The 26,598-nt window shown below is 66.4% G+C and carries 21 protein-coding genes; 10 read left to right on the plus strand and 11 right to left on the minus strand.

The window, feature by feature from the left end; all coding sequences use genetic code 11:
• Window positions 1–23 precede the first annotated feature (23 nt).
• The gene (locus BAU07_RS13395; protein WP_066658496.1) at window positions 24–917 is read left to right on the plus strand and encodes a LysR family transcriptional regulator; all 894 of its coding nucleotides are present in this window, start codon (window positions 24–26) and stop codon (window positions 915–917) included.
• 41 nt (window positions 918–958) lie between these two features.
• Here the strand turns inward: BAU07_RS13395 and BAU07_RS13400 are convergent, their stop codons facing one another.
• Both BAU07_RS13400 and BAU07_RS13405 read right to left on the minus strand, forming a co-directional pair.
• Window positions 959–3,469 (minus strand): carbohydrate-binding family V/XII, encoded by a 2,511-nt coding sequence (locus BAU07_RS13400; RefSeq protein WP_157122224.1) that lies wholly within the window; start codon window positions 3,467–3,469, stop codon window positions 959–961.
• Window positions 3,470–3,762: 293 nt separating this feature from the next.
• A complete protein-coding gene (locus BAU07_RS13405) occupies window positions 3,763–5,013 on the minus strand; it encodes a phosphatidylserine decarboxylase family protein (protein ID WP_066658499.1) in 1,251 nt (416 codons plus the stop codon).
• A gap of 225 nt (window positions 5,014–5,238) precedes the next feature.
• On the opposite strand from BAU07_RS13405, the gene BAU07_RS13410 reads away from it, so the two are divergent.
• The 4 genes from BAU07_RS13410 to BAU07_RS13425 all read left to right on the plus strand — a co-directional run bounded on the left by BAU07_RS13410 (window position 5,239) and on the right by BAU07_RS13425 (window position 9,277).
• Window positions 5,239–6,423: a CaiB/BaiF CoA transferase family protein gene (locus tag BAU07_RS13410; RefSeq protein WP_066658502.1), complete on the plus strand. Its 1,185-nt coding sequence runs from the start codon at window positions 5,239–5,241 to the stop codon at window positions 6,421–6,423.
• An 8-nt stretch (window positions 6,424–6,431) separates the two neighbouring features.
• On the plus strand, window positions 6,432–7,193 hold the full coding sequence (locus BAU07_RS13415) for a crotonase/enoyl-CoA hydratase family protein (protein WP_066658505.1): 762 nt from the start codon (window positions 6,432–6,434) through the stop codon (window positions 7,191–7,193).
• Window positions 7,190–8,185 (plus strand): NADPH:quinone oxidoreductase family protein, encoded by a 996-nt coding sequence (locus BAU07_RS13420; RefSeq protein ID WP_066658507.1) that lies wholly within the window; start codon window positions 7,190–7,192, stop codon window positions 8,183–8,185. Before BAU07_RS13415 ends, BAU07_RS13420 begins: the two co-directional genes overlap by 4 nt.
• 123 nt (window positions 8,186–8,308) lie before the next feature.
• Window positions 8,309–9,277, plus strand: a complete 969-nt coding sequence (locus BAU07_RS13425; RefSeq protein ID WP_066658509.1) for a Bug family tripartite tricarboxylate transporter substrate binding protein — start codon at window positions 8,309–8,311, stop codon at window positions 9,275–9,277.
• Between the two features lie 5 nt (window positions 9,278–9,282).
• Here the strand turns inward: BAU07_RS13425 and BAU07_RS13430 are convergent, their stop codons facing one another.
• Together BAU07_RS13430 and BAU07_RS13435 are read right to left on the minus strand one after the other, a co-directional pair.
• Window positions 9,283–9,963 carry a TetR/AcrR family transcriptional regulator gene (locus BAU07_RS13430; RefSeq protein WP_084025717.1) on the minus strand — a complete coding sequence of 227 codons (681 nt, stop codon included), beginning with the start codon at window positions 9,961–9,963 and terminating at the stop codon, window positions 9,283–9,285.
• Window positions 9,964–9,996: 33 nt separating this feature from the next.
• Window positions 9,997–11,136, minus strand: a complete 1,140-nt coding sequence (locus tag BAU07_RS13435) for a CaiB/BaiF CoA transferase family protein (RefSeq protein ID WP_066658511.1) — start codon at window positions 11,134–11,136, stop codon at window positions 9,997–9,999.
• A 157-nt stretch (window positions 11,137–11,293) separates the two neighbouring features.
• Here BAU07_RS13435 and BAU07_RS13440 point away from each other — a divergent pair, with 157 nt between their 5' ends.
• Both BAU07_RS13440 and BAU07_RS13445 read left to right on the plus strand, forming a co-directional pair.
• Complete coding sequence (locus BAU07_RS13440) at window positions 11,294–12,493, plus strand: acyl-CoA dehydrogenase family protein (protein WP_066658514.1); 1,200 nt, start codon at window positions 11,294–11,296, stop codon at window positions 12,491–12,493.
• A 184-nt stretch (window positions 12,494–12,677) separates the two neighbouring features.
• The gene (locus BAU07_RS13445) at window positions 12,678–12,926 is read left to right on the plus strand and encodes a CsbD family protein (RefSeq protein WP_066658517.1); all 249 of its coding nucleotides are present in this window, start codon (window positions 12,678–12,680) and stop codon (window positions 12,924–12,926) included.
• Here BAU07_RS13445 and BAU07_RS13450 read toward each other — a convergent pair.
• On the minus strand, window positions 12,923–13,870 hold the full coding sequence (locus BAU07_RS13450) for a LysR substrate-binding domain-containing protein (RefSeq protein WP_232338124.1): 948 nt from the start codon (window positions 13,868–13,870) through the stop codon (window positions 12,923–12,925). The two genes, BAU07_RS13445 and BAU07_RS13450, sit on opposite strands and share 4 nt — an antisense overlap.
• A gap of 108 nt (window positions 13,871–13,978) precedes the next feature.
• On the opposite strand from BAU07_RS13450, the gene BAU07_RS13455 reads away from it, so the two are divergent.
• From BAU07_RS13455 to ppk2, 3 genes are all read left to right on the plus strand, one after another.
• A complete protein-coding gene (locus BAU07_RS13455; protein WP_066658520.1) occupies window positions 13,979–15,445 on the plus strand; it encodes a lyase family protein in 1,467 nt (488 codons plus the stop codon).
• A 52-nt stretch (window positions 15,446–15,497) separates the two neighbouring features.
• Window positions 15,498–16,481 (plus strand): Bug family tripartite tricarboxylate transporter substrate binding protein, encoded by a 984-nt coding sequence (locus tag BAU07_RS13460; protein ID WP_066658522.1) that lies wholly within the window; start codon window positions 15,498–15,500, stop codon window positions 16,479–16,481.
• Window positions 16,482–16,579: 98 nt separating this feature from the next.
• Window positions 16,580–17,488 (plus strand): polyphosphate kinase 2, encoded by a 909-nt coding sequence (ppk2, locus tag BAU07_RS13465; RefSeq protein WP_066658525.1) that lies wholly within the window; start codon window positions 16,580–16,582, stop codon window positions 17,486–17,488.
• A 54-nt stretch (window positions 17,489–17,542) separates the two neighbouring features.
• Here the strand turns inward: ppk2 and ligD are convergent, their stop codons facing one another.
• The 6 genes from ligD to BAU07_RS13495 form a co-directional block, all read right to left on the minus strand.
• The gene (ligD, locus tag BAU07_RS26805; protein ID WP_084025719.1) at window positions 17,543–20,404 is read right to left on the minus strand and encodes a non-homologous end-joining DNA ligase; all 2,862 of its coding nucleotides are present in this window, start codon (window positions 20,402–20,404) and stop codon (window positions 17,543–17,545) included.
• Window positions 20,405–21,325, minus strand: a complete 921-nt coding sequence (gene ku, locus BAU07_RS13475; protein ID WP_066658528.1) for a non-homologous end joining protein Ku — start codon at window positions 21,323–21,325, stop codon at window positions 20,405–20,407.
• Window positions 21,326–21,522: 197 nt separating this feature from the next.
• A complete protein-coding gene (locus BAU07_RS13480; RefSeq protein WP_066658531.1) occupies window positions 21,523–22,494 on the minus strand; it encodes a 2-hydroxyacid dehydrogenase in 972 nt (323 codons plus the stop codon).
• 58 nt (window positions 22,495–22,552) lie between these two features.
• Window positions 22,553–24,433 carry a TRAP transporter large permease gene (locus tag BAU07_RS13485; protein WP_066658534.1) on the minus strand — a complete coding sequence of 627 codons (1,881 nt, stop codon included), beginning with the start codon at window positions 24,431–24,433 and terminating at the stop codon, window positions 22,553–22,555.
• Window positions 24,430–25,440, minus strand: coding sequence for a TRAP transporter substrate-binding protein (locus tag BAU07_RS13490; protein WP_066658540.1), 1,011 nt, complete (start codon window positions 25,438–25,440; stop codon window positions 24,430–24,432). The genes BAU07_RS13485 and BAU07_RS13490 overlap by 4 nt, the downstream gene beginning before the upstream one ends.
• A gap of 80 nt (window positions 25,441–25,520) precedes the next feature.
• The gene (locus tag BAU07_RS13495) at window positions 25,521–26,591 is read right to left on the minus strand and encodes a maleylacetate reductase (RefSeq protein WP_066658543.1); all 1,071 of its coding nucleotides are present in this window, start codon (window positions 26,589–26,591) and stop codon (window positions 25,521–25,523) included.
• Between the last annotated feature and the right edge of the window lie 7 nt (window positions 26,592–26,598).

Raw genomic sequence — 26,598 nt, forward strand, 5'->3', positions numbered from 1 at the left:
CCCCGAGGAACCGCTGCCGCCGAATGGAGATCTACCAAATACGCGCCTTCGTGAAAGTCGCGCGCCTGGGCAACCTGACCCGCGCCGCCGAGGCGCTGTCCCTGACGCAGCCTGCCGTGACGGGCCAGATCAAGGCCCTGGAGCAGAGCCTGGGCGTCGCGCTGTTCGAGCGCAACGGCGGACGTTTGACGCTGGCGAAAGCCGGCGAAGCGCTGCTGCCCACGGCGGAGGCGCTGCTGGCGCTGGGCAATCAACTGAAATCGGAAGCGCAGGGATTGCAGGGCGAGCTGCACGGCGTGCTGGACCTGGGCATACCGAGCGAACGGCCGGACTTCCTGCGGTTGGGGGAGCTGGCCGCCGTGGTCACGCAGCGCTTGCCCCTGATCGAATTGAAGACGCACGTACTGCCCGCCACGCAACTGACGGAACAGGTCACCACCGGCCGCCTGGCCGCGGCGCTGGTGGTGGCGACGCGGCCGCCGCTGGGGCTGCAATGGATGCCCCTGCGCAGCGTGCAGTACCGCATCGCGCTTCCGCACGCACAGGCGGATGCGGTCAGGCACGGCGGCTGGCGCGAATTGGCGCAACTACCGTGGCTGGACGGCCCCGCGGGCAGCCATGCCCATCTGCTGCTGCGCGACATGTTCGAACGCCACGGACTGGCCCCGCGCGTGGCCATGCAGAACGACGACCACGCGAACCTGGATGCGCTGGTGCGCGCCGGCGCCGGTTGCGCGCTGCTGCGCGAAGAAATCGCCATGGCGGGCGCCGCCGCCAACGATTTCGTCGTCTGGGGCACCGCCCGTGCCGACGCGACGCTGGGTTTTGTCCTGGCGCCCGACCGGGCCGGCGAGCCCCTGCTCGTGGCCCTGGAGTCGGTCATGCAGAAAATCTGGCTGCGCGGGGCATTGGCCTAGCCCGGTGGCCGCCGGGCAGACCGCGGCCGCTGAGCGGCCGCTCAGCGACGGAACCGGCCGAAGCCGCCGAAGCGCTCGCCCCCGCCGCCGAAGCGGTCGCCGCCGCCCCACCCCGAGCCATTGAAGCCACGATTGCCCCAGCCGCGGTCCTGCATGGCGCCATCGTCGTAGCGCCCGCGGGTGTAGTTGTCGGCCATGGTGCGGGCCTGCTGCTGCTGGTTCAGGTAGGTACGGTCGGCCGCGCTGGTATTGCTCGCGCTCATCGCCTGCCATCCCGACGTGCTGTGTTGCTGCCAGCCCTGGTCGGTATGACGGTAGACGTTGCCGTCATGGTCGCCATAGACGTTGCCATCGTTCCAGCCCACGGTATTGCCGGTGTGGCTGTCGTGCACCACGCCCTTGTTGTCGTAGCTGGTGATGCCCTTGCCGGCCTGCGCCGTCGCGGTGCGCGAAGTGGCGATGGTGCGGCCGGTGTTGTCGTTGGTGTGGATGCGTTGCTCGCCGGCGGTCGCTGTACCGTCGGCCGCATTGCCCACGACGCCGCCACGCGCCGCGCCCGCCGTGCCGTTGACCGGGTCGTTGTAATGACCGCGATAGCCGGAGGCGTAATTGCCGGTCTGCCAGTTGTAGGCGGAGCCGCGCGTGCCCTCGAAGCTGCGGCCCGTGACCGGGTTGTAGCCCTCGGCATGCGTGCTTGACCACGACGTGCCGTTCCAGTTGTTCCATCCCACCGAGTGCGTCACCACGCCGGTGCCGCCCCAGTGGCCGTACACGTCAACGCTGTTCACATTGACGCCGCGCCAGTATGACGCCCCCCAGTACGGGCCCCAGTACGGCGCCGGCGCGCCCCAGGTGGAACCGACCGCGAACCCGAAGGCGAAGCCGACGGCGGTATCGAACGCCGCGTTATAGCCGTAGGTGGCCGGGTAACCGACATAGACGGGGCCCGCCACATAGGCCGGATACGCATAGCCGGTGCCATACACCACCGTGCCGTCCGGCGCCACCATGACGCCCATGTAGCCCGGGGTATAGCCGAACACCACCGAAGTAGGCGTGGCGGTGTAAACCCGCACATAGGTGACGTAGTGGAATGGCGACGACACCGGGATGGTATAGAGCGCCGGCGCGACGTGGTCGGCGACGCGCCACGGACCGGTGGGCGACGATGCGGTGAACCAGATGGCATTGGACAAGGCGTAATAGCTGCCGTCGACGCGGAATACCGGCGTCTGGCTGTTGGCCGCGAACTGGACCTGCGTGCCCGGAATGTAGGCGAAATCAGGCGGCCCGTTCAGGTATGCCACGTTAAGCGTCGCCTTGTCGCGCGCGACGGTGGCCGTCTGTGGAATGGTCGCCGCGATGACGGCCTCCTTGGCCTGCGGCGTACCGGGCACGGACGCCAGGACACCCGCCGACGGGTCGTGGGGATCGATGCGCGCGAAATCGCGGGGCAACTGCCGGCTGGGCACATAGGCCCACGGTCCGCCCAGTTGCGAGGCACTGAACCAGCGGCCCGAGATCAGCACGTAATAGTGGTTGTTGGACGGGTTCATGAACACCGCGTGATCCGCGTTCGTCATGGACAGCAGGCTGGTGCCCTGCACCGGGGCGAACTCCGGTGCGCCGCTGGTGATGATCAGTTCCGCCGGCCGCGTTTCCACCAGGACCTGGGGAATGACCGTGGACGGCTTGCCGTTGCCCGGCAGCATCGGATCCGCCTTCTCCTTGCGCGTCGCGGCCGAGGCGGCCGACAACAGCTCCTGCGATGGACTCTCCAGCACCTGCCAAGGACCGGTCGGCGCGGATGACTGGAACCAGTGACCCGTGACATTCAGGTAGAAATAGCCCGCGGAATCCGCCAACATGAGCGCGCGTGTATTCGCGACCCGCTGCCAGCCGTTAGCGCCCTCGACGTTGTAGAGCGCGGGCTTGCCGTCCACCAGCACGAGGATGGTGGGCACCGACCGGAACACGATTTCGGGTGGCGGGTTCTTTACCGGCACGGAAGGCAGGGATGCCAGCTTTTGCGATACCGCGTAGCTGGTCTGCAGCGCCTCCAGGCGGGCGGTCAAGCTGCGCGGGACGTGCGATTCCACGACGCTGCGCACTTCGGCGGCGTCCTTGGGCTCGGTCGGCACGTCGATTTTCTGGATGCGGATCTGGTCCACGTACACCAGGCCGGCCGGCTTGTTCACATCGGCACGCGCCGAAAACTGGATCACCCCATACGTGGGATTGCCGTCGGGACGACCGATCGCGGTGGCCATGCGGCCGCCGATCTGGTCCCCGTTCCAGGTGTCGATCTGCGGCTGGTACAGCTGGATGCGCATCCCGTCCGGGGCATCGAAGGTGCGGGGCCATTGCAATGCCCGGTCGGCCGCCTGCATCGATCCCTGCTCCGCCTGGACGTCGCCGGCAGGCGTTGCGCCGGCTTGCGCGGCCACGGACGTTGCGGGGGCTTCCTCTGCCTGCACACCGGCACCAGTTGCCAGGACCACGCTCAGCAATGCTGCCACCGGCATAGCGCGGCGACGAATACCAGACCTCATGGAATGCTCCTTCAACGGAATGCGGACGGAGCACGCGGGCATCGATAAAGCGGCAGCGTTTCGGCACGCGGGGCATGGCCCGCTGCGCCCAGGGTCTCCGGATTGTGCGGCAGGGTAGCACATGGATGAGCTGGGCGGGGGCGATTCCCACAGCCACGGATAGCGCCCGGAGGGACGCGGTGGCCCAGCGCGAACAGCGCCGCACCTAGCCACGCCGGAGGTGCGACAAGACATCGTCCGTCGCCGCATCGCCCCCGACGTGGGCATATCGCGCCGCTACCCGTCCTCCAGGCTTAGCGCGCGCTGGCGAGATACGCATTCACCGGGACGGGCTCCGCATCGCTGGAGAATGGCGGCCGCGGTCCGAACTCCTGGATGACGCCGGGCTCGAAGATCAGGCAATAGGTGGAACCGCCGTACTGGAAATACCCCAGTTCGTCTCCCTTCTCCACATCCTGGCCCGGCATCGCGTCGATAACGCAGGACGACACTTCGGCCATGCCGACGAAAACGCATGCCACCTGCCCCACCGCCGGATCGTCTGCCTCGATGACGATAATCGCCCGCGCCGCCACTGCGGTCGTGTAGCCCTGCGAATCGTTCAGTCCGTGAGGATCCTCGCCCTCGGCCTCGAGGTCCGAATAGTAGGTCCCATCGACCAGATACGCCTTCTGGATACGTCCGGCAACGGGCGCGTGCCAGCGGTGATAGTAGGTAGCGCCCAGGTATGCCTGGTAAATCGTGCCGCCGACGAAACGACGGGCCAGTTCCGGTTCCCGGCCGGTGAAGATTTCCCCCAGCGAATATGGCTGGGACTTGAGCCAGAACTTGTCGTGGCGCTGAACGTTTTCCCCTATGGCATAGGGAGAGGCTTCGCAGGCGCTGACGATCGCCCGCGAATTGCCCGGTTCATGGACCGGTCGAGCATCCGGCTTGAAGCGACGCGTGAAGAAGTCGTTCCACGAAGCGAATCCCCAATACGGTGCCGCGGGATCGCACAGGAATTGCGACATGCCGGTCTTCTTCAGCGCCTCGGGACAGAACCATCCATTGGGCGATGCATCGTTCAAATGGGTTCGTGAGTGCGGTCCGCACAAAAAGCCGCACCATAAGTCCAGGACGCGCTTCATGTGACGGTTGAAAGCCGGATCCCGGAACACAGCGTAGCCGCTGGGCATGCACATGAGCCACTCCAGCAAGCCGTTGATCGGCAGGATGATGGTGCTGGCCTGGCTGAACGGCGGCGCGTAGGTCATGACATAGTCCAGGGCCATCATCAATTCCTCGACCGATCCGTAGCCCAGTACATGGCCGGCATCGCGCGCCTGGTCGATGGCGCGCGTCAAATTCATCCGCAATACCGCATCGCGATTGATGAAGGATTCGAATTCCCGTACCACGCCGGCCGGCTCCACCTTGCCATGCCGGGCCCGGGCGCGCGTCATCAAGTCGACGCGAAAAGCGGCCATCGCCTTCTCCTCCGGGGCCAACCAGGCGCCCAAGCGGCGCCGCTGCCCTGCTTCGCCCTGAATCTGACCTGACATGGCGATCTCCTTGCACGTGGTTCCTGTCCAGGTGCCGGATCAAGCAAGGCGCATGCCGTGCCGCAACACGCTTTCGTCACATAAAAATAATACTTCGTAGTATTATCTTTTTGCGCGGTCCCGCCATGGGCCATTGGTTGCAGATGGCGGGCATCCGCTGCGGCGGGTGTCGCCGGCACAGACGGCAAACGATCCGCATTCACCGCGTCCGTCACAGAGCAAAGCATGAGTGGTCCACTAACCGGCATACGCGTCCTGGACGCCAGCAATTTCGTGTTCGGCCCCGTCACCACGCAATTGCTTGGCGACATGGGTGCGGACGTCATCAAAATAGAGCCGCCCGAAGGCGACCCGACACGGCGGATCGGCGCTGCGCGCGGGCCTCTGATGGGTTCCTTCTTCCTTAACCTGAACCGCAACAAGCGCAGCGTGGTGCTGGACCTGAAGCAGCAGGATGGCCTTGACGCCTTCCGGCATCTGCTGGGCACCGCGGATGTCCTGGTGCACAACATGCGGCATCAGGCCGCGGTCAAGCTGGGCATCGATTACGCGCGCCTCGCGGCCGATTTTCCTTCGCTCGTCTACGCCTGCGCCCAGGGCTACGGCAAGGGCGGCCGCTATTTCGACAGGCCCGCGTATGACGACGTGATCCAGGGCTTGAGCGGCATCTCCGGGTTGAACGCGCGCATGACAGGCGCGGCGTCGTATATCCCGATGCTGATGACCGACAAGCTGTGCGGCGTATTCCTTGCCTATGCGGTGGCGGCCGCCCTGCTGCACCGGGAGCGATCCGGGCGCGGCCAGGAAGTGCAGGTCCCCATGTTCGAGTCCATGGCCGCTTTCAACCTGTACGACCATATGGCCGACGCGGTGCTGGCGCCTGACGCTGCGGCACAGGCGCCGCAGCCACTCGGCTATGCGCGCGTCTTCGGCCGCTTTCACCGTCCGCTGGCGACGCGGGACGGCTTCATCTGCGTGATAGCCAACACGGACGCGCAGTGGAGCCGCTTCCTGGTCCTGCTCGAGCGCTCCGACTTGATCGCGGACCCACGCTTCGCGTCCATAGGCAGCCGCATGGCGAACATCGATGCCTTGTACGAGATCGTCGAAACGGAACTGCGCAAGCGCGACACCGCTACCTGGTTTGGATTGCTGGAACAGGCGGACATTCCGGCGGCCCCCTCCAACGACCTGCAGGCGCTGCGCGACGATCCGCACCTGGCCGACACCGGCTTTTTCGTCGAATTCGACCATGAAAGCGAGGGCCCGCTGCATCTGGCGGGCGTGCCTATCGCCATGTCCGATTCGCCCGGCGGCATACGCCTGGGTCCGCCCCGGCTGGGACAGCACACGGAGGCGGTGCTACGCGAGGCAGGGTACGACGACGCGCGCATCGCGCGCTTGGGTTGAGGAAAACGATGTCAGCAAAAATCCTGGTCGAGACCGCGGGTCCCGTCACCACCATCATCATCAACCGTCCCGAGGTCCGCAACGCCCTGGACGTCGAAGCCACGCGCCTGCTGGGCCAGGCGATTGCCGCTTTCGAGCGCAACGAGACGGCCAAGGTCGCGGTGCTATGGGGGGCGGGCGGCGCCTTTTGCGCGGGGGCCGATCTGAAGGAGCTGGCCGCGGGCACCGTCTACAAACCCTGGGCCGGCAGCGCTGGCGGCCCGCTGGGCCGGCCCGCCGCCAAGCCGGTGATCGCGGCGGTGGCCGGCTACGCCTGCGCGGGTGGCCTCGGGCTGGCGCTATGGTGCGACCTGCGCGTCGCGGAGGACAGCGCTACCTTCGCGGTACTGTCGCGCCGCTGGGGCGTGCCGATGAGCGACGGCACCACCGTGCGCTTGCCTCGCCTGATCGGCATGAGCCGCGCGATGGACATGATGCTGACCGCCCGCAAGGTGGACGCGCAGGCCGCGGAGCGCATGGGACTGGTCAACCGTGTCGTGCCGGACGGGCAAAGCCGCGCGGCGGCGGAAGAACTGGCGCGGCAGATGGCCGGCTTCCCGCAGATCGCCATGTTGTCGGACAGGCAGTCGGTGTACGAACAGCAAGGCATGGACGAGGCGCAGGCCATCGCACGGGAAGCGCAACTGTCGGTCCAGGCGCGTGAACGGGAAGCCGGCGCGGGTGCGCGCCGCTTCGCCGATGGGGCAGGACGGCATGGAGTCGTGTCATGAAGGCCGTGGTGTGCCGTCAACTGGGCCTGGACCACGCCGCGGTCGAGGATATCGACGCGCCCGTACCGGGCGAACACGAGATCAGGATACGCGTCCATGCCGCGGGAGTGAGCTTCGCGAATCTGCTGGTGATGGAAGGCAAGCACCAGAACCGCCACGCGCCGCCGTTTACGCCCGGCACGGAAGTGGCGGGCGTCGTCCTGGAATGCGGTCCGTCGGCGGGACGCTTCAGGCCCGGGGACCGCGTGGTGGCGGGCGTGAGGACCGGGGGCTACGCACAGGAAGTGGTGGCGCCCGAGGATACCGTCTTCAAGCTGCCCGACGCCGTGGACTACGACGCGGCCGTGCAGTTTCCCACCATATACGCCACCGCCTATGGCGTCCTGAAATGGCGGGCCGCCCTGCGGCCCGGCGAGACACTGCTGGTGCATGGCGCAGCTGGCGGTAGCGGCCTGGCCGCGGTGGAGCTCGGCAAACTCCTCGGCGCCCGTGTCATCGCCACGGCCGGATCGCCTGAGAAGGTACAGGCCGCGCTGGACCATGGGGCAGACGTCGGCATCGACTATCGGCAGCAGGATTTCCGGGAAGCCGTGCTCGCCTGCACCGCCCATCGCGGCGCCGACGTGATCTTCGATCCGGTCGGTGGCAGCACCTTCGACGAATCGCTGCGTTGTATCGCGCCGGAAGGCCGCATCGCTCCCATGGGCTTCGCGGGGGGCCAGATCCCGCAGATTCCGGCCAATATCCTGCTGGTCAAGAACATTACCGTCATCGGCCTGTATTGGGGCTACTACATGGGGTGGGCGCGCCAACCGCGGCCCGACGGCATGGCCGACAAAGTGCGCGGCGCTTTCGACGAGATGCTGGCCTGGACCGCGCAAGGCCGCCTGCGCCCTCATACCTGGCGCCGTTATCCACTGGATGCGTTCAGGGATGCGCTGGCGGCAATCTCAACGCGCGAGGTCATCGGCAGGGTGGTGCTCAACCCCTGAAGGTCCACCCGGCTGAGGCCACCCTACACGTCCATGGCCCGTCACGCCACTGGCAGCGATTTTCAAAGCAGAAACGCCGGACGCGCCACCATGCGCGATCCGGCCAATCAGGAGACAGCAAGTATGAAAGCCCCGCTCTTCCGCGCCCTTTGCGCCCTTCTGGCCGGCCTTGCCGTGGCGCCCGCTCCCGCACTGGCGCAGTATCCGGACAAACCGATACGCATCATTGTCCCCTACCCGCCCGGCACCGGCACCGACACCATCGCGCGCTACACCGCGCGGCGCATGGAAGGCGAGCTCGGCAAGCCGGTGGTCGTCGAGAACCGCGCGGGCGGCAATGCGATCATCGCCGCGCAGCTGGTGGCCACTTCGCCGCCGGATGGCTATACCCTGCTTTTCGCCGCCAACGGTCCGGCGTCGACCAATGTCGCGCTGTACCAGCACCTGCCCTACGACCCCGTGAAGGATCTCACGCCGCTGGCGCGGCTGGCTTTCGGCCCGATGGGCTTGTTCGTGCCGGCCAACTCGCCGTACAAGACCGCCGAGGAATTGTTCGAGGCGACCCGCAAGCAGCCCGGCCGCATCAATTACGGCAGCGGCAGCACCACCTACCAGATCGCCGGCGAATGGCTGATGTCCCTGGTCGGAGGCAAGGCCAATGTAATTTCCTACAAGGGGGCGGCGCCCGCCTTGACCGACCTGGCCGGCGGCCAAGTGGACTTCGTCATCGCGGACTACAGCGGCGCGACGGCCCTGCTTGCCGCAGGCAAAATACGCATGCTGGCCGCCACCACGGACCGGCGGCTCGCTGCGCAACCGGGAATACCGACGGTGCAGGAACTGGGCTACAAGGATTTCTTCCAGGTGGCATGGTGGGGTATGTTCGCGCCCGCGAAGACCCCCGAGGCCGTCACGTCCCGCCTGGAGCAGGCACTGCTGAAGATTTACCGCGACAAGGACACCGCCGATTTCCTGGCGCAAAGCAACTACGTGCTGTTCCTCGCCGACGGCAAGGGCTTCGGTGAATTCCAGCGCAAGGAAATACAGCGCGAGAGCCGGCTGGTCGACCAGTTCAAGATACCGAAGCAGTAGGACGGCTATGCCAGAAGGGCCTGCATCGCGAAGGACGCGACTTCCGTCGCGATGCGCACACGGTCCTTGTCGGTTTCCTTCGGCCGTGGGCGATACCAGCGCGAGGTCCAGTTCAGCGCGCCCAGCAGCGGCTTGACGGACAGCTTCGGGTCCACAGCCCGGAACTCGCCATTCTTTACGCCCTCTTCGATCACTTTGACGTACAGGGTCTCATTGCCGTCGCGCAGCGCCATGATGGCTTCCAGCTCCGCCCGCTCGCGCGCGCTGGTACGCCCGCTGAGATGCAATTCCAGGCCCTGTGCCGCCACGCGTAGATACGAAAGTTGCCGCATCATCAGCATGGTGTGGGCATAGGCCATATCGTAGAGCCGGGTGGCGGCCGGCTGGGCAGAAAGCGCATGCGGCTCGATGGCTTCGCGCGTCATCTGCATGGCGCGCCGCTGCACCCCGAAGAACAGCGCCGATTTGCTGCGAAAGTGGTAATAAATAATGCCCTTGGTCGCGCCATAGGCTTCGCTGATGTCGTCGACCGAGGCGGCCGCGAATCCGATCTCCATGAAGACGGACGCGGCGGCATCGAGGATGGCATCGGCCTTGTCGGCGCTGGACAACTTCTCGGCCCCCTGGTTGGGACCTGGTTTGGCACTGTCGGACGCGACGGCGGCGATGGGGCTCTTCCTGGGCATGTCCTGGATACGCGTTTCGAGGGGCGGGCCAGTTTATCGTACCGACGTCCCGCCGGAAAACTCCGCGCGCACGGCGTCCGTGTGCTGGCCCAGCGCGGGAACCGCGCCATAGCTGCGGGGCTTGCCGCGAAACTGCGGCGGCGGCGCGGCCATGCTGAATTCGCCGCCGGGCGCCTGCACGGTGGCGCGGCGCAAATGCGGGTGAGCCGAGAGTTCTGCGACGGTGTTGACGCTTGCGTAGGCGACCTTGGCGGCTGCCAGGCGCTCGCGGGCCTGCTCCAGGGTCATTGTCGCCAGCACATCGCCCACCACCGCATCCAACGCAGCGCGATTGCGTACGCGATCGCCGTTCGTGGCATACGAAGGATCCTCCAGCAAGTCCGGGCGGCCCAGCACCTGTGCCGCAAAGCGTTTCCATTCGCCATCGTTCTGCACCCCGACCAGGATCTGGCGACCGTCCCGTACGGGGAAGGCGCCATACGGCGCGATGGTGGGGTGTGACAGGCCCACGCGCGGCCATACCGTGCCGCCGTGGTCGTAGTGCAGCAGCGGCACGTTCATCCAATCGCTCATGGCATCGAACAATGAAACGTGGATCGCGCTGCCCTCGCCGGTACGCTGTCGCTCGATCAACGCTTCGAGGATGGCGGCATGGGCGTACATGCCCGTACCGATGTCGCATGCCGACACGCCGACCCGCCCGGGCGCCTCCGCCGTGCCGGTGACCGAGCAGACCCCGGTTTCGGCCTGGACCAGGAGGTCGTAGGCGCGATTGCCGGCATAGGGCCCGCTTTCGCCATATCCCGTGATATCGCAGGTGATGAGGCGTGGATTCAAGGCGCGCATTTCCTGCCACCCGAAGCCTGCACGCTGCGCCGCGCCGGGGCCCAGATTCTGGATGAGGACATCGGCTTGCGCGATCATGCCCCTGAGCAATGCGAGGTCGTCAGGCTTGCCGAAGTCCAGGATCACCGATTCCTTGCCGCGGTTCAGCCAAACGAAATAAGTGCTGTCCCCATGTACCGCACGGTCGTACCCGCGGGCGAAGTCGCCTTCCGCTCGCTCGATCTTTATGACCCGCGCCCCCGCGTCGGCCAATCGCGACGACGCAAATGGCGCGGCGGCGGCCTGCTCCACCGCGATGACCAACACCCCCTCCAGCGGCAAAGCCATGGCTGCCTCCCAGTTTCCGTCACGAGCCCGTGGAATTGGCGTGTACCGGCTGGCCGATAGCCCCCATGGCGACGCCGCCCGCTCATGCCATGACTATACTACCAAGTAGTATGAAAATCGAAACGCATGCGGGCCGGGCTCGCGAACGGAATATGCCATGACCGACACTTCCCACCTGGACTGGCCTTTTTTCGACGACGCGCACCGCGCAATGGGCGAATCGCTGGATCGGTGGGCCGCCGACCGCCTCGGCCGGTTGGACCACCCCTCCGGTACGCAAGCCGTCGACGCAGCATGCCGGGAACGCGTGGCCCTGCTGGCCGAAGGGGGCTGGCTGCGCTATTGCGTACCGACCGGCGACCACGGCGATGGCGGTTTCGATACGCGAGCCATTTGCCTCATCCGCGAGACCCTGGCCCGGCACGACGGCCTGGCCGACTTCGCCTTCGCCATGCAGGGTCTGGGCTCCGGTGCCATATCCCTGGACGGCAGCGCGGTACAGCGCCAGCGCTACCTGCCGCGCGTGGCGCGCGGGGAGGCCATCGCGGCCTTTGCGCTATCCGAGCCGGAAGCCGGCTCGGATGTCGCCGCACTGCAGTGCCGAGCCCATGCCGACGGCGAGGGCTATATTCTCAAAGGCGAAAAAACCTGGATATCGAACGGTGGCATCGCTGACTTCTACGTGGTGTTCGCCAGGACGGATGGCGAGGCCGGCACGCGCGGTATTTCTGCATTCATCGTCGACGCCGCCACGCCAGGGCTGGAAATCGCCGAGCGCATCGACGTCATCGCGCCTCACCCGCTGGCGCGCCTGCGCTTCACGGATTGCCGGCTGGGGCCGGAAAGCCTGCTGGGACTGCCGGGGGAAGGGTTCAAGCTGGCCATGCGCACGTTGGACGTTTTTCGTACATCGGTCGGCGCAGCGGCGCTGGGCTTCGCCCGGCGCGCCGCCGCCGAAGCGCTGGATCGCGCGACGGGCCGCGCGATGTTCGGTCGCAAGCTGGCCGACTTCCAGTTGACGCAGCAAAAGCTTGCCGACATGGCAACCGCCATCGACGCCTCCGCGCTGCTCGTCTACCGGGCGGCCTGGCTGCGCGATCGCGGCGAAAACGTCACCCGAGCCGCCGCCATGGCCAAGCTGGCGGCCACCGAACATGCGCAATCGGTCATCGATGCGGCCGTACAGATGCATGGCGGCCTGGGCGTGCGCAGCGGGACCACGGTGGAACGCCTGTATCGCGAAATCCGCGCCTTGCGCATCTATGAGGGCGCAAGCGAAGTCCAGCAGTTGATCATCGGACGCGACCTGCTGAAGCAGGAAGCCCGTCGACGCGCCGGCGCGGGCCCCGTGGGCTGACCTCGCGCGCGTTGCTCTTCCTTGGCGCCCCGATAAGGACATGCCGGAGCGCCGGGGCAGGCGCGGCCTCCCTGCCGGACGATGGAGGGGCACAGGGCTTGCTGAACGCTATTCCAATCTGCGCTCGCCAGGCCCGTCCGGCCGGTCGGCCGCGGGCAAACACCACCCTCCAAGGAGAAACACCATGCTCGAAAAGACCGAAGGTACCGTGCAAAAAATGGCCGGCAAGGCACAGGACGCGATCGGCGGCATCACGGGCGATGCCGGCACCCAGATTGAAGGCAAGGCCCGCCAGATCGCGGGCCAGGCACAGCAATCCTATGGCGAAGCGCTCGACATGGTGCGCGACTGCGCCAGGAGCAATCCGATGGGTACGCTGGCCGCGGCGCTGGCCATCGGGTTCGTCGCCGGAGCCCTGATGTCGCGCCGTTAAGGCCGCATCACTGCCATATTCAACGCCTCGGCAATCGCCTTCGGCTTGGTGCGCGGTATCAATATGCGCACGAAATCGAAGGCGAATTTTTTCAGCAGGTGATCGCTGCGGACGATCACCATGGCCGCCGACGAAGGGAACAGATTCCCCACTTCGATGCGCCGCAGGCGTGGACATGCGTCCCCGTCCATCGCCATCTGTTGCAGTACGGCGATACCTATGCCGCGGGCGATATAGGCTTTCATCACGTCCACATCCATCGCCCGCATGACGATGCGTGGCTGCAGGCCGTGCGCCTGGAACGTCCGCTGCACCACGGCACCGGAGGTCAGGCTTTCGTTGTGGACGATCCAGGGCCAGCGCGCCAATTCCTCCAGCGTGATTTCGGCGACATCCAGCAGCGGGTGGCCGGTAGGCACCACCAGGCAGCGCTTCATGTCATACGCCTTCAGGGCCAGGATGCCGGGCGGTACGGAATCCGGCATGGTGCTCAAGCCGATATCCAGGCTGCCGTCCCGCACGCTGGCATGGATCTCTGCGGGGGTGCCTACTACGTACTCGATCTGTACATACGGGTGGGCACGCAGGAAGCGTTCGGTGACATCCAGCAGACGGTAGCGCGCATGAATGTGCGTCGTGCCTATCCTTAGCGTGCCCCGCGTGGGCGCGCCGTGCCCCTCCCCCTGCCCCAGTTGGCGCAGCGTGCTGGCGTCCTGGAGGATGCGGCGCGCCAGTTGCCAGGCCTCCTGGCCCGCTTCTGTGAGGCCCACCAGGCGATTGCCCCGCCTGAGGAAAACCTCCACACCCAGTTCCCGCTCCAGCGCGCGGATCATCTTGCTCACGCCCGGCTGGGTGGTGAACAGCGCGTCCGCCGTCCTGGACACGTTGAAGCCGTTGGCCACCAGCTCACGCAGGCTTACCAACTGCTGGAAAGTCATCGCCATGGGGCCCGCCTGTATTCCTTCCAGGGAATGAAAGGTGCCAAACTATTCATTTGACAGCATTTAGCGCCGAGGGGCAAAGTCGCCGTCGTTTGTCCCTGCGAGCGTTCCATGTCCATAAGCCCAGACCATCCCGATAGCGCCTACCACGGCAAGGATGTGAACGAAGCCTTCCGCGGCGGCGCCCGTGTGCCCGCCTTGCTGGGGCAGATCAACGAAGCCTCGATCGTCATGCTGGCAGAGACCGCCATCCTGGCAACGCCGGTGGCGGGGGCTATCGCCGCCGGCATCCTGGCGCTGTCCCGGGAGCCGGCCGCCACGCAACCCTCCGGCGATTACCTGGACTATGAAAAGCGGCTGGTCGCGCGCGTCGGCGCGCAGGCCTCGCTGGTCCACGCGGGCCGCAGCCGCCAGGACATCGCGGCGACCCTCTCGCGCATGAATTTGCGTGTCGACCTGCTGCAGGTCCACGCGGCGCTGGGACGCGTTCGCCAGGCTGTTATCGCGCTGGCCCGCCAGCATGCAGAAACGGTCATCCCCGCGTACACGCACGGGGTGCAGGCACAGCCCACCACCTTCGCACACTATCTGCTCGCGCTGTCCAGCGCGCTGGGCCGCCAGCTCGATCGCCTGGCCGACGCCTATCCCCGCATCAACCTGAGCCCCTTGGGCGCGGCGGCCCTGTCCACCTCGAGCTTTCCTATCGACAGGTCCAGGCTGGCGGCGCTGCTGGGCTTCGATGGGCTTGTCCTGAATGCCTATGACGCGAACCACCTGGCGCCCGTGGACAGTTGCCTGGAGCTGGCGGGCATCCTGGCCAGTTGCGCGGTACAGGTCAGCCAGTTCGCCCAGGACCTGCACTCGCATTACATGTCGCCCCTGCCCTGGGTGAGTTTCAGGCCCGGGGACCTGATGGGCATCAGCAGCCTGATGCCGCAGAAGCGCAATCCGGCGGCGCTGGAGCAATTGCGCGCCCGGAGCAGCCTGCTGCTGGGTCGCATGCAAGCGCCTTTCCTGCTGGCGCACAACGTGCGCACCGGCATGTTCGACTACCGCGCCTACGACCCGCTGCCGTCGGACGACAGCGTTGCGTTGTTCGGCCTGCTGCAACGTGTCGTCGAAAACCTGGTGGTGGACGTGGCGCAGGCCCGAGCCGAAGTCGATGGCGACTACTCCACCGTGACGGAAATCGCCGATATGCTGATGCAGCGGGCCGGGGTGCCGTTTCGCGTGGGCCATCACTACGCCTCGGTCCTGACCGACTACGGTCGATCGCAGCGCCTCAGACTGGCGGACATCAGCCATGCGCAGGCCGGCCGGATTTACCGGGACTTGACCGGCGAACCCCTGCCGCTGGACGAGGCGCAATTCGGCCAATGCGTGGACGCCTTGCGCATGATCCACGGCCGCAAGGGCGCCGGCGGCCCGCAGCCGGCGGAGATCGCGCGGCTGCTGGATCTGGAGCAGGCGTCGGCGGGGTCGGCGGCGGCATGGAACGTTGGCGCCAGCGGCCGCCTGGACAGTGCCCGCGCGACCCTGGCGGAAGGCGTCCGCCAGCTCGCCACCAAGGCAGCCTGAGCCCCGTCCCAGGCCGGAACCCTGGCTCCCAGAACGACACCGGAGACACACAATGGCATACCCCTTCCGCAAGCGTTGGACGGCGCTGGCCTGCACGCTGGCCGCCGGCCTGTCACTGGCCCAGCCCAGCATGGCGAAGTATCCCGACCACCCCATACGGATCGAGCTGCCCTATTCGCCGGGGGGCGGCGCCGATACGGTGGGCCGGCCCTTGGCCGTGGCGCTGGGCAAGCTGCTAGACGCCTCGGTCGTGGTGGAGAACAAAGGCGGCGCCAGCGGCAATATCGCCATGTCCTACGTCGCCCATTCACGGCCGGATGGCTATACCCTGGTGCTGCCGCTGACCGCCCAACTCGCGATCAACCAGAGCCTGTTCGCGCACCTGCCATACGACCCGCTGAAGGATTTCGAGCCGATCGCCCTGATCGGCAAGGCGCCCTATGTGCTGGCCGTCAATCCCGCGTTCGGTCCAAGGACGCTGCAGCAGTTCATCGCCAAGGTCCGCGAGGCGCCCGGTCGCTATTCCTACGGCTCCACGGGTTTGGGCAGTGGCCTGCATCTGTCCATGGAGTTGCTCAAGTCCATGGCGGGGCTGGACATGATCCATGTGCCCTACACCGGCGCGGGGGCCGGCTACACCGATTTGCTGGCCGGGCGCCTGCAGGCGGTCTTTGCAGGTATCGGCAGCGGCAAGGGTTTTTTCCAGTCCGGCAAGCTGGTGCCATTGGGGGTCACCACGCTGGAGCGCTCGGCCGCGCTGCCCGACGTGCCTACCCTCTCGGAAGCGGGGCTGAAGGGCTATGAATCCTATGTTTGGTACGCGCTGATGGCGCCCAGGGGTACGCCCAAGGCCATCGTCGACAGGTTGAATGCCGCCGTCGTGGCGGCCCTGAAGCTGCCGGAGGTGCGCAAGGAATTCGAGCTGGACGGTATCGAACCCATCGGATCGTCACCCCAGGAGCTGACCGCCTTCATCCAGTCGGAAGCACGCAAATGGCGCGGCGTGATCACCAAGGCGGGCGTCACGCCGGAATGACCCCGGGTCGCCGCCCGGTATCGCCGCCACCGTCACGCGGCTGTCAAACAACCGTCATACTATGCCCGTGTATCGACAGGGAGCTGGATGTGAACGGAATGGACGACGAACTGGCGCGGCGCATACACCGCGACCTGGTGGATCACTACGACGAAGAACTGGAGCTCGAACTCGATGACCAGGACTTCGATGGCCTGCAGGACGATACGCAGCATCCCCGTACCCAGGCCGAGAAGGAATGGCGGCGCAACTATTTTCGCGAACTGTTCCGGCTGCAGGGCGAACTGGTCAAGTTGCAGAACTGGGTGGTCGCCACCGGCCACAAGGTCGTCATTATCTTCGAGGGGCGCGACGCCGCCGGCAAGGGCGGCGTGATCAAGCGCATTACCCAGCGCCTGAATCCGCGCGTCTGCCGGGTCGCCGCCCTGCCCGCTCCGAACGACCGCGAACGGACGCAGTGGTACTTCCAGCGCTATGTATCGCACCTGCCCGCGGCCGGCGAAATGGTGCTGTTCGACCGCAGCTGGTACAACCGCGCGGGGGTCGAGCGCGTCATGAACTTCTGCGACGACGAACAATACGAAGAGTTTTTCCGCTCCGCGCCGGAGTTCGAGAAAATGCTGGTTCGTTCGGGCATCCAGCTTATCAAGTACTGGTTTTCCATCACGGACGAAGAGCAGCACGCGCGCTTCCTCGGTCGCATACATGATCCGCTCAAGCAGTGGAAGCTCAGCCCCATGGACCTGGAATCGCGGCGGCGCTGGGAAGACTACACGCGAGCCAAGGAAATCATGCTGGAGCGCACGCATATCCCCGAGGCGCCCTGGTGGGTGGTGCAGGCGGTGGACAAGAAGCGGGCACGGCTGAACTGCATCAGCCACCTGCTGGCGCAAATGCCATATCGCGACACGGAACGTCCGAATATCGTGTTGCCGCCGCGTGAACGGCATGCGGACTATGCCCGCCATCCGGTACCGCCCGAAATGATCGTGCCGGAACGGTACTGACCCGCGGCCATACTGCTGACCGGCGACCAGCCGCCGGCTCGCGCCCGGGGCTTGCTAGGGTTCGTCGGGCTCGAAGCCTATTGCCGCCATTGCGCGCTTCACGGCCTGGGGCCGATAGTCATCCCAGGGGCTGTTGCCCACGTCCAGGCGGTTGTGCGCGGATACGATGGTCCAGTGGGCGCCGCTCTTGATGGTATGCAGTTCGTCCCACCCCACTGGCACGGAGATGCCCAGGCCGGGTCGGGCACGCGCCGACCACGCGGCGACCGTGGTGGCGCCGAAACCATTGCGCAGGTAGTCCGCGAAAATCCGGCCCACGCGGTTCTTCGGACCGCTCTTGGCCACGAACAGCTGAGGCAAGGTGCGGGCCAGATGACGGACGATGGCCTCCGAGAACGCCTTGATGGTGTCCCATCCATATTGTTTGCGTAGCGGCACCACCACGTGCAGTCCCTTGCCGCCGCTGGTCTTCAGCCAGCATTCCAGGCCGATCTGGTCCAGCAGGACACGCACGAGTTCGGCGCCCTGCACCAGCGAGGCCCACTGCACCCCTTCGCCGGGATCCAGGTCGAACAGCATGCGGTCCGGCTGATCGATGGCGGTTTTCACGGCGTTCCAGGTATGGAACTCGACGACGTTCATCTGCGCGGCCGAGATGATCGCGTCGTCCGATGGCACCTCGAGCAGGGAAGGATGATCCGGATCCAGCCGCTGCGGGAGCGATTTGACTCCCGGCATGGCGGATTCCAGGTGCTTCTGGAAGAACAACGGTTCCTGTATGCCGCCCGGCGCGCGCACCAGGGATACGGGTCGCCCCTTCAGGTGCTCCAGCAACAGCGGCGCCACCAGGCCGTAATAGCGCGCCAGGTCCAGCTTGGTCAAGCCGGTGGAAGGATCGATGATCCGCTCAGGATTGGTCAGGCGGCCAAGCTTGCCTTTGGGAGCCGATCCCCGCGAAGTCGACCCTCCCCCGGTGTCGGCGGTGCTGGTGGTCTTGGTCGCCTTCGTCGCCTTGGTGGCTTTGGTGGCTTTGGTGGCTTTGGTGGCTTTGGTGGCTTTGGTCGATTTCGAGGCTTCGATACGCTTTGCGGCCGAGGCCCCGGCATGCGCTTCCACATCGGTTTCCGCCGCTGGTTGGCGGCCTGCGCGCTCCTTCGCGCGTTGCGCGTTCCCGGCACGCTTGCCGTTCTTCGCGACGGCGGCTTCACGCCGGCCATCCTGGTCCGGCGTTCCGTCGTCGTCCTCCGTCTCGATGGCCTCGGCAGGGACGGCGGCTTCGCGCGTGATGGCGCGCGCCGGCTTATCCGCGCGCAGGCCGCGGAAAACCGCATGGCGGATATGGCCGGATCCGGTCCACTCGCCGAAGGATATCTCGGCCAGCAGCGTGGGCTTGACCCAATGCACGTTGCGCGGGATGCCGGCCTTGTACGCCACGGGACGCTCGTCCACTTCCAGGGGCTTGAGCCGTCGCGCCAGGTCGTCCAACAGGCGGCTGTCGAAACCGGTGCCCACCTTCCCGGCATACTGCAGATTGCCCGCTTCGTCATGGACCGCGACCAGCAGCGCCCCCAGCCCGGAACGGCTGCCCTTGGGATCGGTATAACCGGCGATGACGAACTCCTGCCTTTGCGCGCACTTGATCTTCAGCCAGGTATCGGCGCGGCGCGACACATAGGGCGATGTCCTGCGCTTGGCGATGATGCCTTCCAGTCCCATCTTGCAAGCCGACGCCACCAGCCCGGCCGGCGGCGCGTCGAACGCCTCGCTGAAGCGCACGCGGGGATCGGGCGCCAGGGCCAGAAGCTGTTCCAGCAGCGCGCGCCGCACGGTCACGGGTTCCTGCCGCAGGTCACGCCCGGCCACGTAGGGCAGGTCGAACGCATAGAAAACGATGTCGCCCGTACGCTCGTTGTCGAAGGCGTTTTGCAGGGCCTGGAAGCTGGGCGCGCCGTTATCCGCGAGCACCGTGATTTCGCCATCGATCCACGCGTCCTGGACGTCGAGCCGCTCCAGCGCGTCGCGCAGATGCGGCATTTTGGCGGTCCAGTCGTGTCCGTTGCGCGTGTGCAGCCGGGCCACCCCGCCCTCCAGGCGGGCCAGGAGGCGATAGCCGTCGAACTTGACCTCGAACAGCCATTCCTCGGGCCGCGGCGGAATGCCGTCCACCAGGGTGGCCAGTTGCGGCTTCAGCGTCGCCGGCAGCTCGGCGGCCGTGCCCGGCAAGGCGCCTGCGCCGGCTGCCGCCATGGACTCCTCGGCGGCGGGCCCATCCTTGGCGGCAGACGGCACGGACCTGACGGCGGACTTGGAGGATTTCGCGGACTTGGTGGATTTCGCGGACTTTGCCGCCGCCTTCTTGCGCTGCGCGCGCAGCGGCACGACGCTGTCAGGCATTTCGTCGACCACGCTGAACTCGCGCTCCGGACGCGCGAACTCGTCCCTGTCCTTGATGAGCAGCCACGGGGGCTGGCGTTCCGACTCCCTGCCCTTGAGCCGCACCAGCGCCCAGCGGCCGCGCATCTTCATGCCCTCGACGTCGAACTTCAGATGGCCTTCACGATAGCCCTTGCGCGGGTCGCCCACGGGCGTCCAGGTGCCCTCGTCCCAGATGATGACCTTGCCCGCGCCATACTGGCCCGCCGGAATTTCGCCTTCGAACTGGTTGTAGGCGATGGGATGGTCTTCGACCTGCACCGCCATGCGCTTGACGCTCGGGTCGTAGCAAGGCCCCTTGGGTACGGCCCAGCTTTTCATGGCTCCGTCCAGCTCCAGCCGCAGGTCGTAGTGCAGCCGCGTCGCCCAATGCTTCTGGATGACGAAGGCGCGGGCGGCGGCATTGGCCTTGCCGCCGCCCGCCGGCTCCGAAGTAATGTCGAAGTTCCGTTTTTCGCGGTACTTCCCCAGGGTATCGCCCATTCAAGCGGCCTTGCGCGGGCGGGCCCCGGACCTGGCCGACTTGGCGCTTTTACCGGTCTTGGCGGCGGCCTTTTTGGACGCCGGCTTCTTCGCCGTTTTCGCGGCCTCGGGTTTGGCGTGCTTGCCCTTCAGGCTGCGCTGCAGCAGCTCGGTCAGGTCAATAACGTTATCTCCCAGGTTGGGCGCTTCCTCCTGCGGCTCCAGCACTGTTTCGGTCTTGCCGGCCTCGACCTTCTTCTGCACCAGATCCATCACGACCTGCCTGAATTCGTCCTTGAACTCATCGGGATTCCAGTCACCGGACATATCGTCGACCAGCATCTTGGCCATCTTCTGTTCGCGCGGATTCGCGCTCATCGACTTGGCGCCCACCGACGGCAGGTCCAGGTCGTCCATGGCTTTCACCTCGTCGCCCCAGCGCATCAGGTTCAACACCAGCGCGTCGCCGGCCGGCACCAGCGCGGCCAGGTGCTGCTTGGTCTGGATGACAACCTTGGCGATGCCGATCTTTCCGGTCTTGGCCAGGGTGTCGCGCAATAGCGCATAAACCTTGTGGCCCTTGTTGATCGGTTCGATGTAATAAGGCCGCTCCAGGTAGACGAACGACACCTGGGACGCCGGCACGAAGCGCTGGATCTCGATAGTCTGCGTCGTGCGGGGATAGGCTTCGTTGATTTCTTCCGGCGAGACGATGACGTACTTGCCGTCCTCGTACTCGATGCCCTTGACGATGTTGTCCTTGTCGATTTCCTTGCCGGTCCGCTTGTTGATGCGCTTGTAGCCGACGGGGTCCATGGTGCGCTTGTCCAGCCAGTCGAAATCCACGCCGGATGCGGTCGCGGCGGTATGCAGGCCGACCGGGATGTTGACCAGGCCAAACGAGATGGCACCCTTCCAGATCGTTCGTGTAGACGTGGCCATGGCAGCTCCTGTGGAAGGGGCGGCTGCAGCCGCCCGCGCGCGGTCAGTAATCCTCCACATTTAGCAATTGCCATGCCGGATCGCGCCGGTGGATGCCGGCGGCCATGCCGAGGAGGTCCCGGAAGGCCCGCGCGGGACGGCGGTTCGAAAGTAATGCCGCGCAGGCGGAGCGGCCTGCGCCCGGGCGGCGACCGCGATCAGGCCCCCTGCCGCACCACGTTGGCCAATGCTTCTCCCCGCGCCAGGCGGTCGATATTCGCCGCGATGAAGCCATATCGGCGCCAGGGCAAATCGGTGGTCCAGGCCGAAACGTGCGGCGTGGCGACCACATTGGGCAGATCCAGGAACGGCCGTGATGACGGCGCTACGTGGTCCTCGCCACCCATGGGGTAGCGATACCACACGTCCAGCGCGGCGCCGCCGATCACGCCATCGCGCAAGGCGGCGTACAGGTCTTCCTCCCGCGCGATTTCCGCGCGCGATACGTTGATCAACACCGCGTCGCGCCGCATGCGCGCCAGTGTCCGGGTGTTGAACATGCCGCGCGTATCCGCCGTCAACGGGCAACTGATCACGACAAAGTGGGCCGGCTCCAGCGCCTGTTCCCAATCCCCCGGCGTGTAAAGCCGATCGACCAGCCCTGGCGGCGGATGGGCGTGCCCGTCCACGCCCAGCACGGACATGCCGAAGGCGCGCGCCCGCGTGGCGATGGCGCCGCCGATCCGGCCCAGGCCCACCAGCAGCAGCGTCTTTCCGTACAGCTCGGCATGGGGCGGCCGCTCGCGGTACAGGTCCGACCAGGCGTCCGCGCTGAAACGCGCCCTGAGATCCCGCAGCCGGATCTGCCATTCCAGCATCGCCAGGCAGGCATATTCGGCGATCGGGATCTCGTGCTCGAATACATTGCAGATGGTGGCGGCGGCCGGCACGCTGGCCATGTCGATGCCGTCCAGCCCGGCGCCGGGCACATGGAGCAGGCGGAACGGCGGGGGGTTGCCCTGGCGAGCGAAGCGCAGGGATACCACCACATCCCCGGCGGCGATGCGGTGATCGTGCTCGGAGGAAAATGCGGCCTCGCGCGGCAAAGGGATGATGTGCGCGTCGCAGGACAGTCGCGCGGCCAGTTTTTCCCGATGCGTGGCGGCTTCGCCCACCAGAAAGACGTTCACGGAAAGACTCCAATCGGGATGCGGCATGCCGGCCGCGCCGTCCGCCGATGCGCGGAGGTCATGGCAGGAAACCAGTGGAAATCCACGGCACGGCCGCGATGACCAGCACGCCGACGAACAAGGCCAGCATGTAGCCGGCAATGGGTCGCATGCCCGCGTCCGGAGATGCCTTGCCTATGGCCGATGCCACGTAGTACCCCACGCCGAACGGCGGCGCAAAAAGGCCTATGCCCATGGAAAGGATGACAACCATCGCATAGTGCACCTCGTTCACCCCGACCTGCTGCGCGATGGGGAACAGCAAGGGTCCGAACAGCACAATGGCCGGCACGCCTTCCAGCACGCTGCCCAGCACGATGAACAAGACGATGGACACCGCCAGGAACCCGAACTTGCCCCCGGGCAGGCCGGCCATGAGCGCGGCCAGGTCGCTGGAAAAACCGGAACGCGTCAGGCACCAGGCCATCGCGGTGGCGGTGCCGATGATCAGGAGAATGGCCCCGGAAAGCGCCGCCGTCTCGATCAAGATGGGAACCAGTCGCGCCCAATCGCAGCCACGTTGCACCAGCAAGGCGATGAGCAGGGCATAGACGATACCGATGGTGGACACCTCGGTGGCCGTCGCCACGCCATCCACGACGGCGAAGCGGATCAGGAAGGGAAGCACCAGTGCCGGCAGCGCCGCCCGCAGCGAGCGCCCTACGGCGTGCCGTCCCGGCCAGGCGGCGCCCGCCAGGTCTTCCTTGCTGTAGCGTCGCCATACCACCACGCAAAGGGCCACCGCCAGCAAGGCGCCCGGCAGCAGGCCGCCGGTGAACAAGGCAGCAATGGAAACACCCGTGACAGAGCCAATGGTGATCAGCACTATGCTGGGGGGTATGGTCTCGGTCTGCGCCGCGGTGGCGGCCAGCAGCGCGACCAGGTCGCCCTCCTTGGCGCCGCGCTTCTTCATCTCCGGGAACAACGCGGGAGCCACGGCGGCCATATCGGCGGCCTTGGCGCCCGATATGCCGGAGACCAGGTACATCGCGCCGATCAACACATAGGCCAGGCCACCGCGCCGATGGCCGATCAGGTTGGCCAGGAAAGCCACCATGCGCTGCGCCATGCCCGTCATCTCGATCAGCAGGCCCAGGAATATGAACAGCGGCACCGCAAGCAGGATCAGGTGCGACATGCCCTCGTCCATGCGTCCCACCATGGTTTCCAGCGGAATGCGCGTGGTCAGGGCCAGGTAGCCGAAGGTCGCCAGGCCGAAGCCGAACGCAATGGGAACACCGGCGAATACGGTCAGCACCACCACGCCCAGGAAGAAGATCAGCAGATTGAGCTTGCCCAGGCCGCTGAAAAGCGGCTGCGCGCCCCAGAACGCCAGCGCGATCAAGGCGATGGTCGCCAACGCGGCGCCAGCCACCCGGCGGTCGGCCACCCGCGCCAGGCGCAAGGCGTTGGCGGCGAGCATCAGCGCCACCCCGACCGACAGCGCGGCGGCGCGCCAGCTGCCGGAGATCTCCAGTGCCGGACTGGTAAAGGCGCCCTGCTTGTTGGCGAAGTGGATCGCCGGGGCCAGTACGAGCGCCAGGAACAGCAGCGCCGCACCGGCCGCCACGGCGTCCAGGTAGGCTCGCGCCTGGGGACCGCACTTGGCCACCAGGGCCGTCATGCGCATGTGCTCGCCGCGCTGGATCGCCACCGCCGAGCCCAGCGCGGACAGCCACAGGAACAGGATGGACGCGGCCTCGTCGGTCCAGGTAATCGGCATGTGCAAGGCATAGCGTGCCACGATGCCGGTGAACAGGATGACGACTTCGGCGACCACAAGGACGGCCGCCGGATACTCCACCAGCCAGCGCCATCCGGCATCGACTCGCGCGCCATGGCGGTCCCGCCGCGGGTCGCCGCGCGCCTTGGTATCCGTGTACAGGGATGCGGTACTCATGAGAGCTTCCCGACAGCGGCTTCCAGGGTTTCCCAGGCCTGCGCGCCGAACTTCGCCTTCCAGTCGGTGTAGAAGCCGGCCTTGCGCAACACGTCGCGAAACGGCGCCGGCTCGGCCTGGTTCACTTGCAGCCCGCGTTGCGCCAGGCTCGCGCTGAGCGAGTCGTTCAGTTGCGCGATATCGGCGCGCTGTTGCGTGGCCAGGTCGTTGAAGCCGCGGCTGACGACGGCTTGGAGGTCCGGGGGCAGGCTATCCCAGGCGCCGCCGTTGACGACGATCCATGAGCCGTCCCAGATATGGTTGGTCAGCGAGCAGAACTTCTGCACCTCGTAGAACTTGGCCGTATCGGTCACCACCAGCGGATTCTCCTGGCCTTGTACGACGCCGGTCTGCAAGGCCGTGTAGACCTCCGCCAGGTTGATGCTGGTGGGTGCGGCGCCCAAGGCCTTGAACAATGAGATGTACAGCGGGCTGACGGGGACGCGTATCTTCAGGTTCGCCAGGTCGGCAGGAACGGAGATGGGCCGGCTGCTGGTGGTGATTTCACGAAAACCGTTGTCCCATATCCGGTCCACGGCATGCAGGCCTTTCTTGGCGAATGCCGCGCGCACGAAGGCGCCCAGCTTGCCGTCCATGGCGGACCAGACGGTGGCGTAATCCTGGAAAATGAAACCGAGTCCGCTGATCGCGGCATGCGGCACCAGCGTCGACATAATGATGCCGCCGGTGGTGAACATCTCGATGCCGCCGGAATAGACCTGTGAAAGGAGATCGTTATCGCCGCCCAGTTGGCTGTTCGGGAACACGCCGATGTCCACCTGGCCCTTGCTCTGCTGCCTGATCCAGGCGGCCGCCTCCACGGCACGCTTGTGAATGGGGTGGCTGGGCGGAAAGCCGTGCCCGAACTTCCAGGAAAACTCGGCGGTGGCGGCGCGCGCGCCGGGAAAGGCGGCGCCCAGTGCCACCGCCCCGGCGGCCTTCATCAACTGTCTGCGGGATATCTGCATTGATTGTCTCCTGTACAGCGGCCGTTTCAGTTCTATTTTGTTGCTCCCGACTCGCGGGGCCCAGGCTCGCCGGCGGCCGGTCAGCCGGGACGCTGGCCCTCCCACGCGGCATCCAGGATGCCGCGCACCGCTTCCATGGTGACCGGGCCGGGGTTGTAACCCTCGTCCGTCTCCACCGTAATCCTTGCTGCGGCATCCAGCGCCGAGCGATCCAGGCCGGTGTCCGTCAGCCCCATGCGGACATGGAGGGCGCGCGCAAGATCGTAGATGCCGGCGCCCAGGCTAGCCGCGCCCATGGCGTCGGCCAGCCGCCGCAGGGGCTGCGGAGCATAGGCGCTGTTGTAGTGCGCCACATAGGGCAGTACCAGCGTATGGGACAGGCCATGCGGAATGTTGAAGCTGCCGCCCAGCACATGCGCAAGGCCATGCTGCAGCGCGAAACCTCCCGTCAGCGCCACGCCGCCCAGGTAGGCGCCATACAGAAGTTCCGCCCGCGCATGGATATCGTGGGGCTGCGTCACCACGCGCGGAGCCGCTTGCGCGATCACGCGGGCGCCTTCGATGGCGGCCAGCACCGTCACGGGATCCACCGTCGGCACGTAGATGGCATCCACGCAGTGCGCCAGGGCATTGAGGGCGCTGGCCGCGCTCACATCCACGGGCAGCCCCAGGGTAAGCTGTGGGTCGTAGAGCACCGTGGCAGCCAGCATGTTCAGGCTCGTATGCATGCGCTTCACGCCATCGATGGTGATGCCGCAGAAACCGGTGACTTCCGAACCCGAGTACGTCGTCGGGATGGCGATGATGGGCAGGCCCAGTTCGAGCGAGATGCCCTTGCCCAGGCCGATGGCCGCGCCGCCGCCCGCGCTGATGATGCAATCGGCGTCCGTCGCGCGTGCCGCGGCGCGCCCACGACGCGCCAGTTCAATGGGCACCTGGGAAACGGCCTCCGGCCATAGACCCGCGCAGCGGTCGCCCAATAGCGCGGCCACGCGGTCGCCCAGTGCGCTGCGGCCCGGCGTGGTGACCACCAGCGCGCGGCGGCCGCCCAGCCGCGCCACCTCGTCCGCGATGCCGTTCACGCTGCCCTCGGCGAACACGACACGGGAAGGCACGGCGTTGTAGACGCCGCCTGGCGTTGCGAATTTCATGGTGATC

This window comes from Bordetella flabilis (genome assembly GCF_001676725.1).
In the GTDB taxonomy this organism is placed as follows: domain Bacteria; phylum Pseudomonadota; class Gammaproteobacteria; order Burkholderiales; family Burkholderiaceae_B; genus Bordetella_C; species Bordetella_C flabilis.

Bases quoted from the DNA above. Each gene is read 5' to 3' on its own strand.
- BAU07_RS13395 (WP_066658496.1), top strand. From the start codon at position 24: ATGGAGATCTACCAAATACGCGCCTTCGTGAAAGTCGCGCGCCTGGGC.
- BAU07_RS13400 (WP_157122224.1), bottom strand. From the start codon at position 3,469: ATGAGGTCTGGTATTCGTCGCCGCGCTATGCCGGTGGCAGCATTGCTG.
- BAU07_RS13405 (WP_066658499.1), bottom strand. From the start codon at position 5,013: ATGTCAGGTCAGATTCAGGGCGAAGCAGGGCAGCGGCGCCGCTTGGGC.
- BAU07_RS13410 (WP_066658502.1), top strand. From the start codon at position 5,239: ATGAGTGGTCCACTAACCGGCATACGCGTCCTGGACGCCAGCAATTTC.
- BAU07_RS13415 (WP_066658505.1), top strand. From the start codon at position 6,432: ATGTCAGCAAAAATCCTGGTCGAGACCGCGGGTCCCGTCACCACCATC.
- BAU07_RS13420 (WP_066658507.1), top strand. From the start codon at position 7,190: ATGAAGGCCGTGGTGTGCCGTCAACTGGGCCTGGACCACGCCGCGGTC.
- BAU07_RS13425 (WP_066658509.1), top strand. From the start codon at position 8,309: ATGAAAGCCCCGCTCTTCCGCGCCCTTTGCGCCCTTCTGGCCGGCCTT.
- BAU07_RS13430 (WP_084025717.1), bottom strand. From the start codon at position 9,963: ATGCCCAGGAAGAGCCCCATCGCCGCCGTCGCGTCCGACAGTGCCAAA.
- BAU07_RS13435 (WP_066658511.1), bottom strand. From the start codon at position 11,136: ATGGCTTTGCCGCTGGAGGGGGTGTTGGTCATCGCGGTGGAGCAGGCC.
- BAU07_RS13440 (WP_066658514.1), top strand. From the start codon at position 11,294: ATGACCGACACTTCCCACCTGGACTGGCCTTTTTTCGACGACGCGCAC.
- BAU07_RS13445 (WP_066658517.1), top strand. From the start codon at position 12,678: ATGCTCGAAAAGACCGAAGGTACCGTGCAAAAAATGGCCGGCAAGGCA.
- BAU07_RS13450 (WP_232338124.1), bottom strand. From the start codon at position 13,870: ATGGCGATGACTTTCCAGCAGTTGGTAAGCCTGCGTGAGCTGGTGGCC.
- BAU07_RS13455 (WP_066658520.1), top strand. From the start codon at position 13,979: ATGTCCATAAGCCCAGACCATCCCGATAGCGCCTACCACGGCAAGGAT.
- BAU07_RS13460 (WP_066658522.1), top strand. From the start codon at position 15,498: ATGGCATACCCCTTCCGCAAGCGTTGGACGGCGCTGGCCTGCACGCTG.
- ppk2 (WP_066658525.1), top strand. From the start codon at position 16,580: ATGGACGACGAACTGGCGCGGCGCATACACCGCGACCTGGTGGATCAC.
- ligD (WP_084025719.1), bottom strand. From the start codon at position 20,404: ATGGGCGATACCCTGGGGAAGTACCGCGAAAAACGGAACTTCGACATT.
- ku (WP_066658528.1), bottom strand. From the start codon at position 21,325: ATGGCCACGTCTACACGAACGATCTGGAAGGGTGCCATCTCGTTTGGC.
- BAU07_RS13485 (WP_066658534.1), bottom strand. From the start codon at position 24,433: ATGAGTACCGCATCCCTGTACACGGATACCAAGGCGCGCGGCGACCCG.
- BAU07_RS13490 (WP_066658540.1), bottom strand. From the start codon at position 25,440: ATGCAGATATCCCGCAGACAGTTGATGAAGGCCGCCGGGGCGGTGGCA.
- BAU07_RS13495 (WP_066658543.1), bottom strand. From the start codon at position 26,591: ATGAAATTCGCAACGCCAGGCGGCGTCTACAACGCCGTGCCTTCCCGT.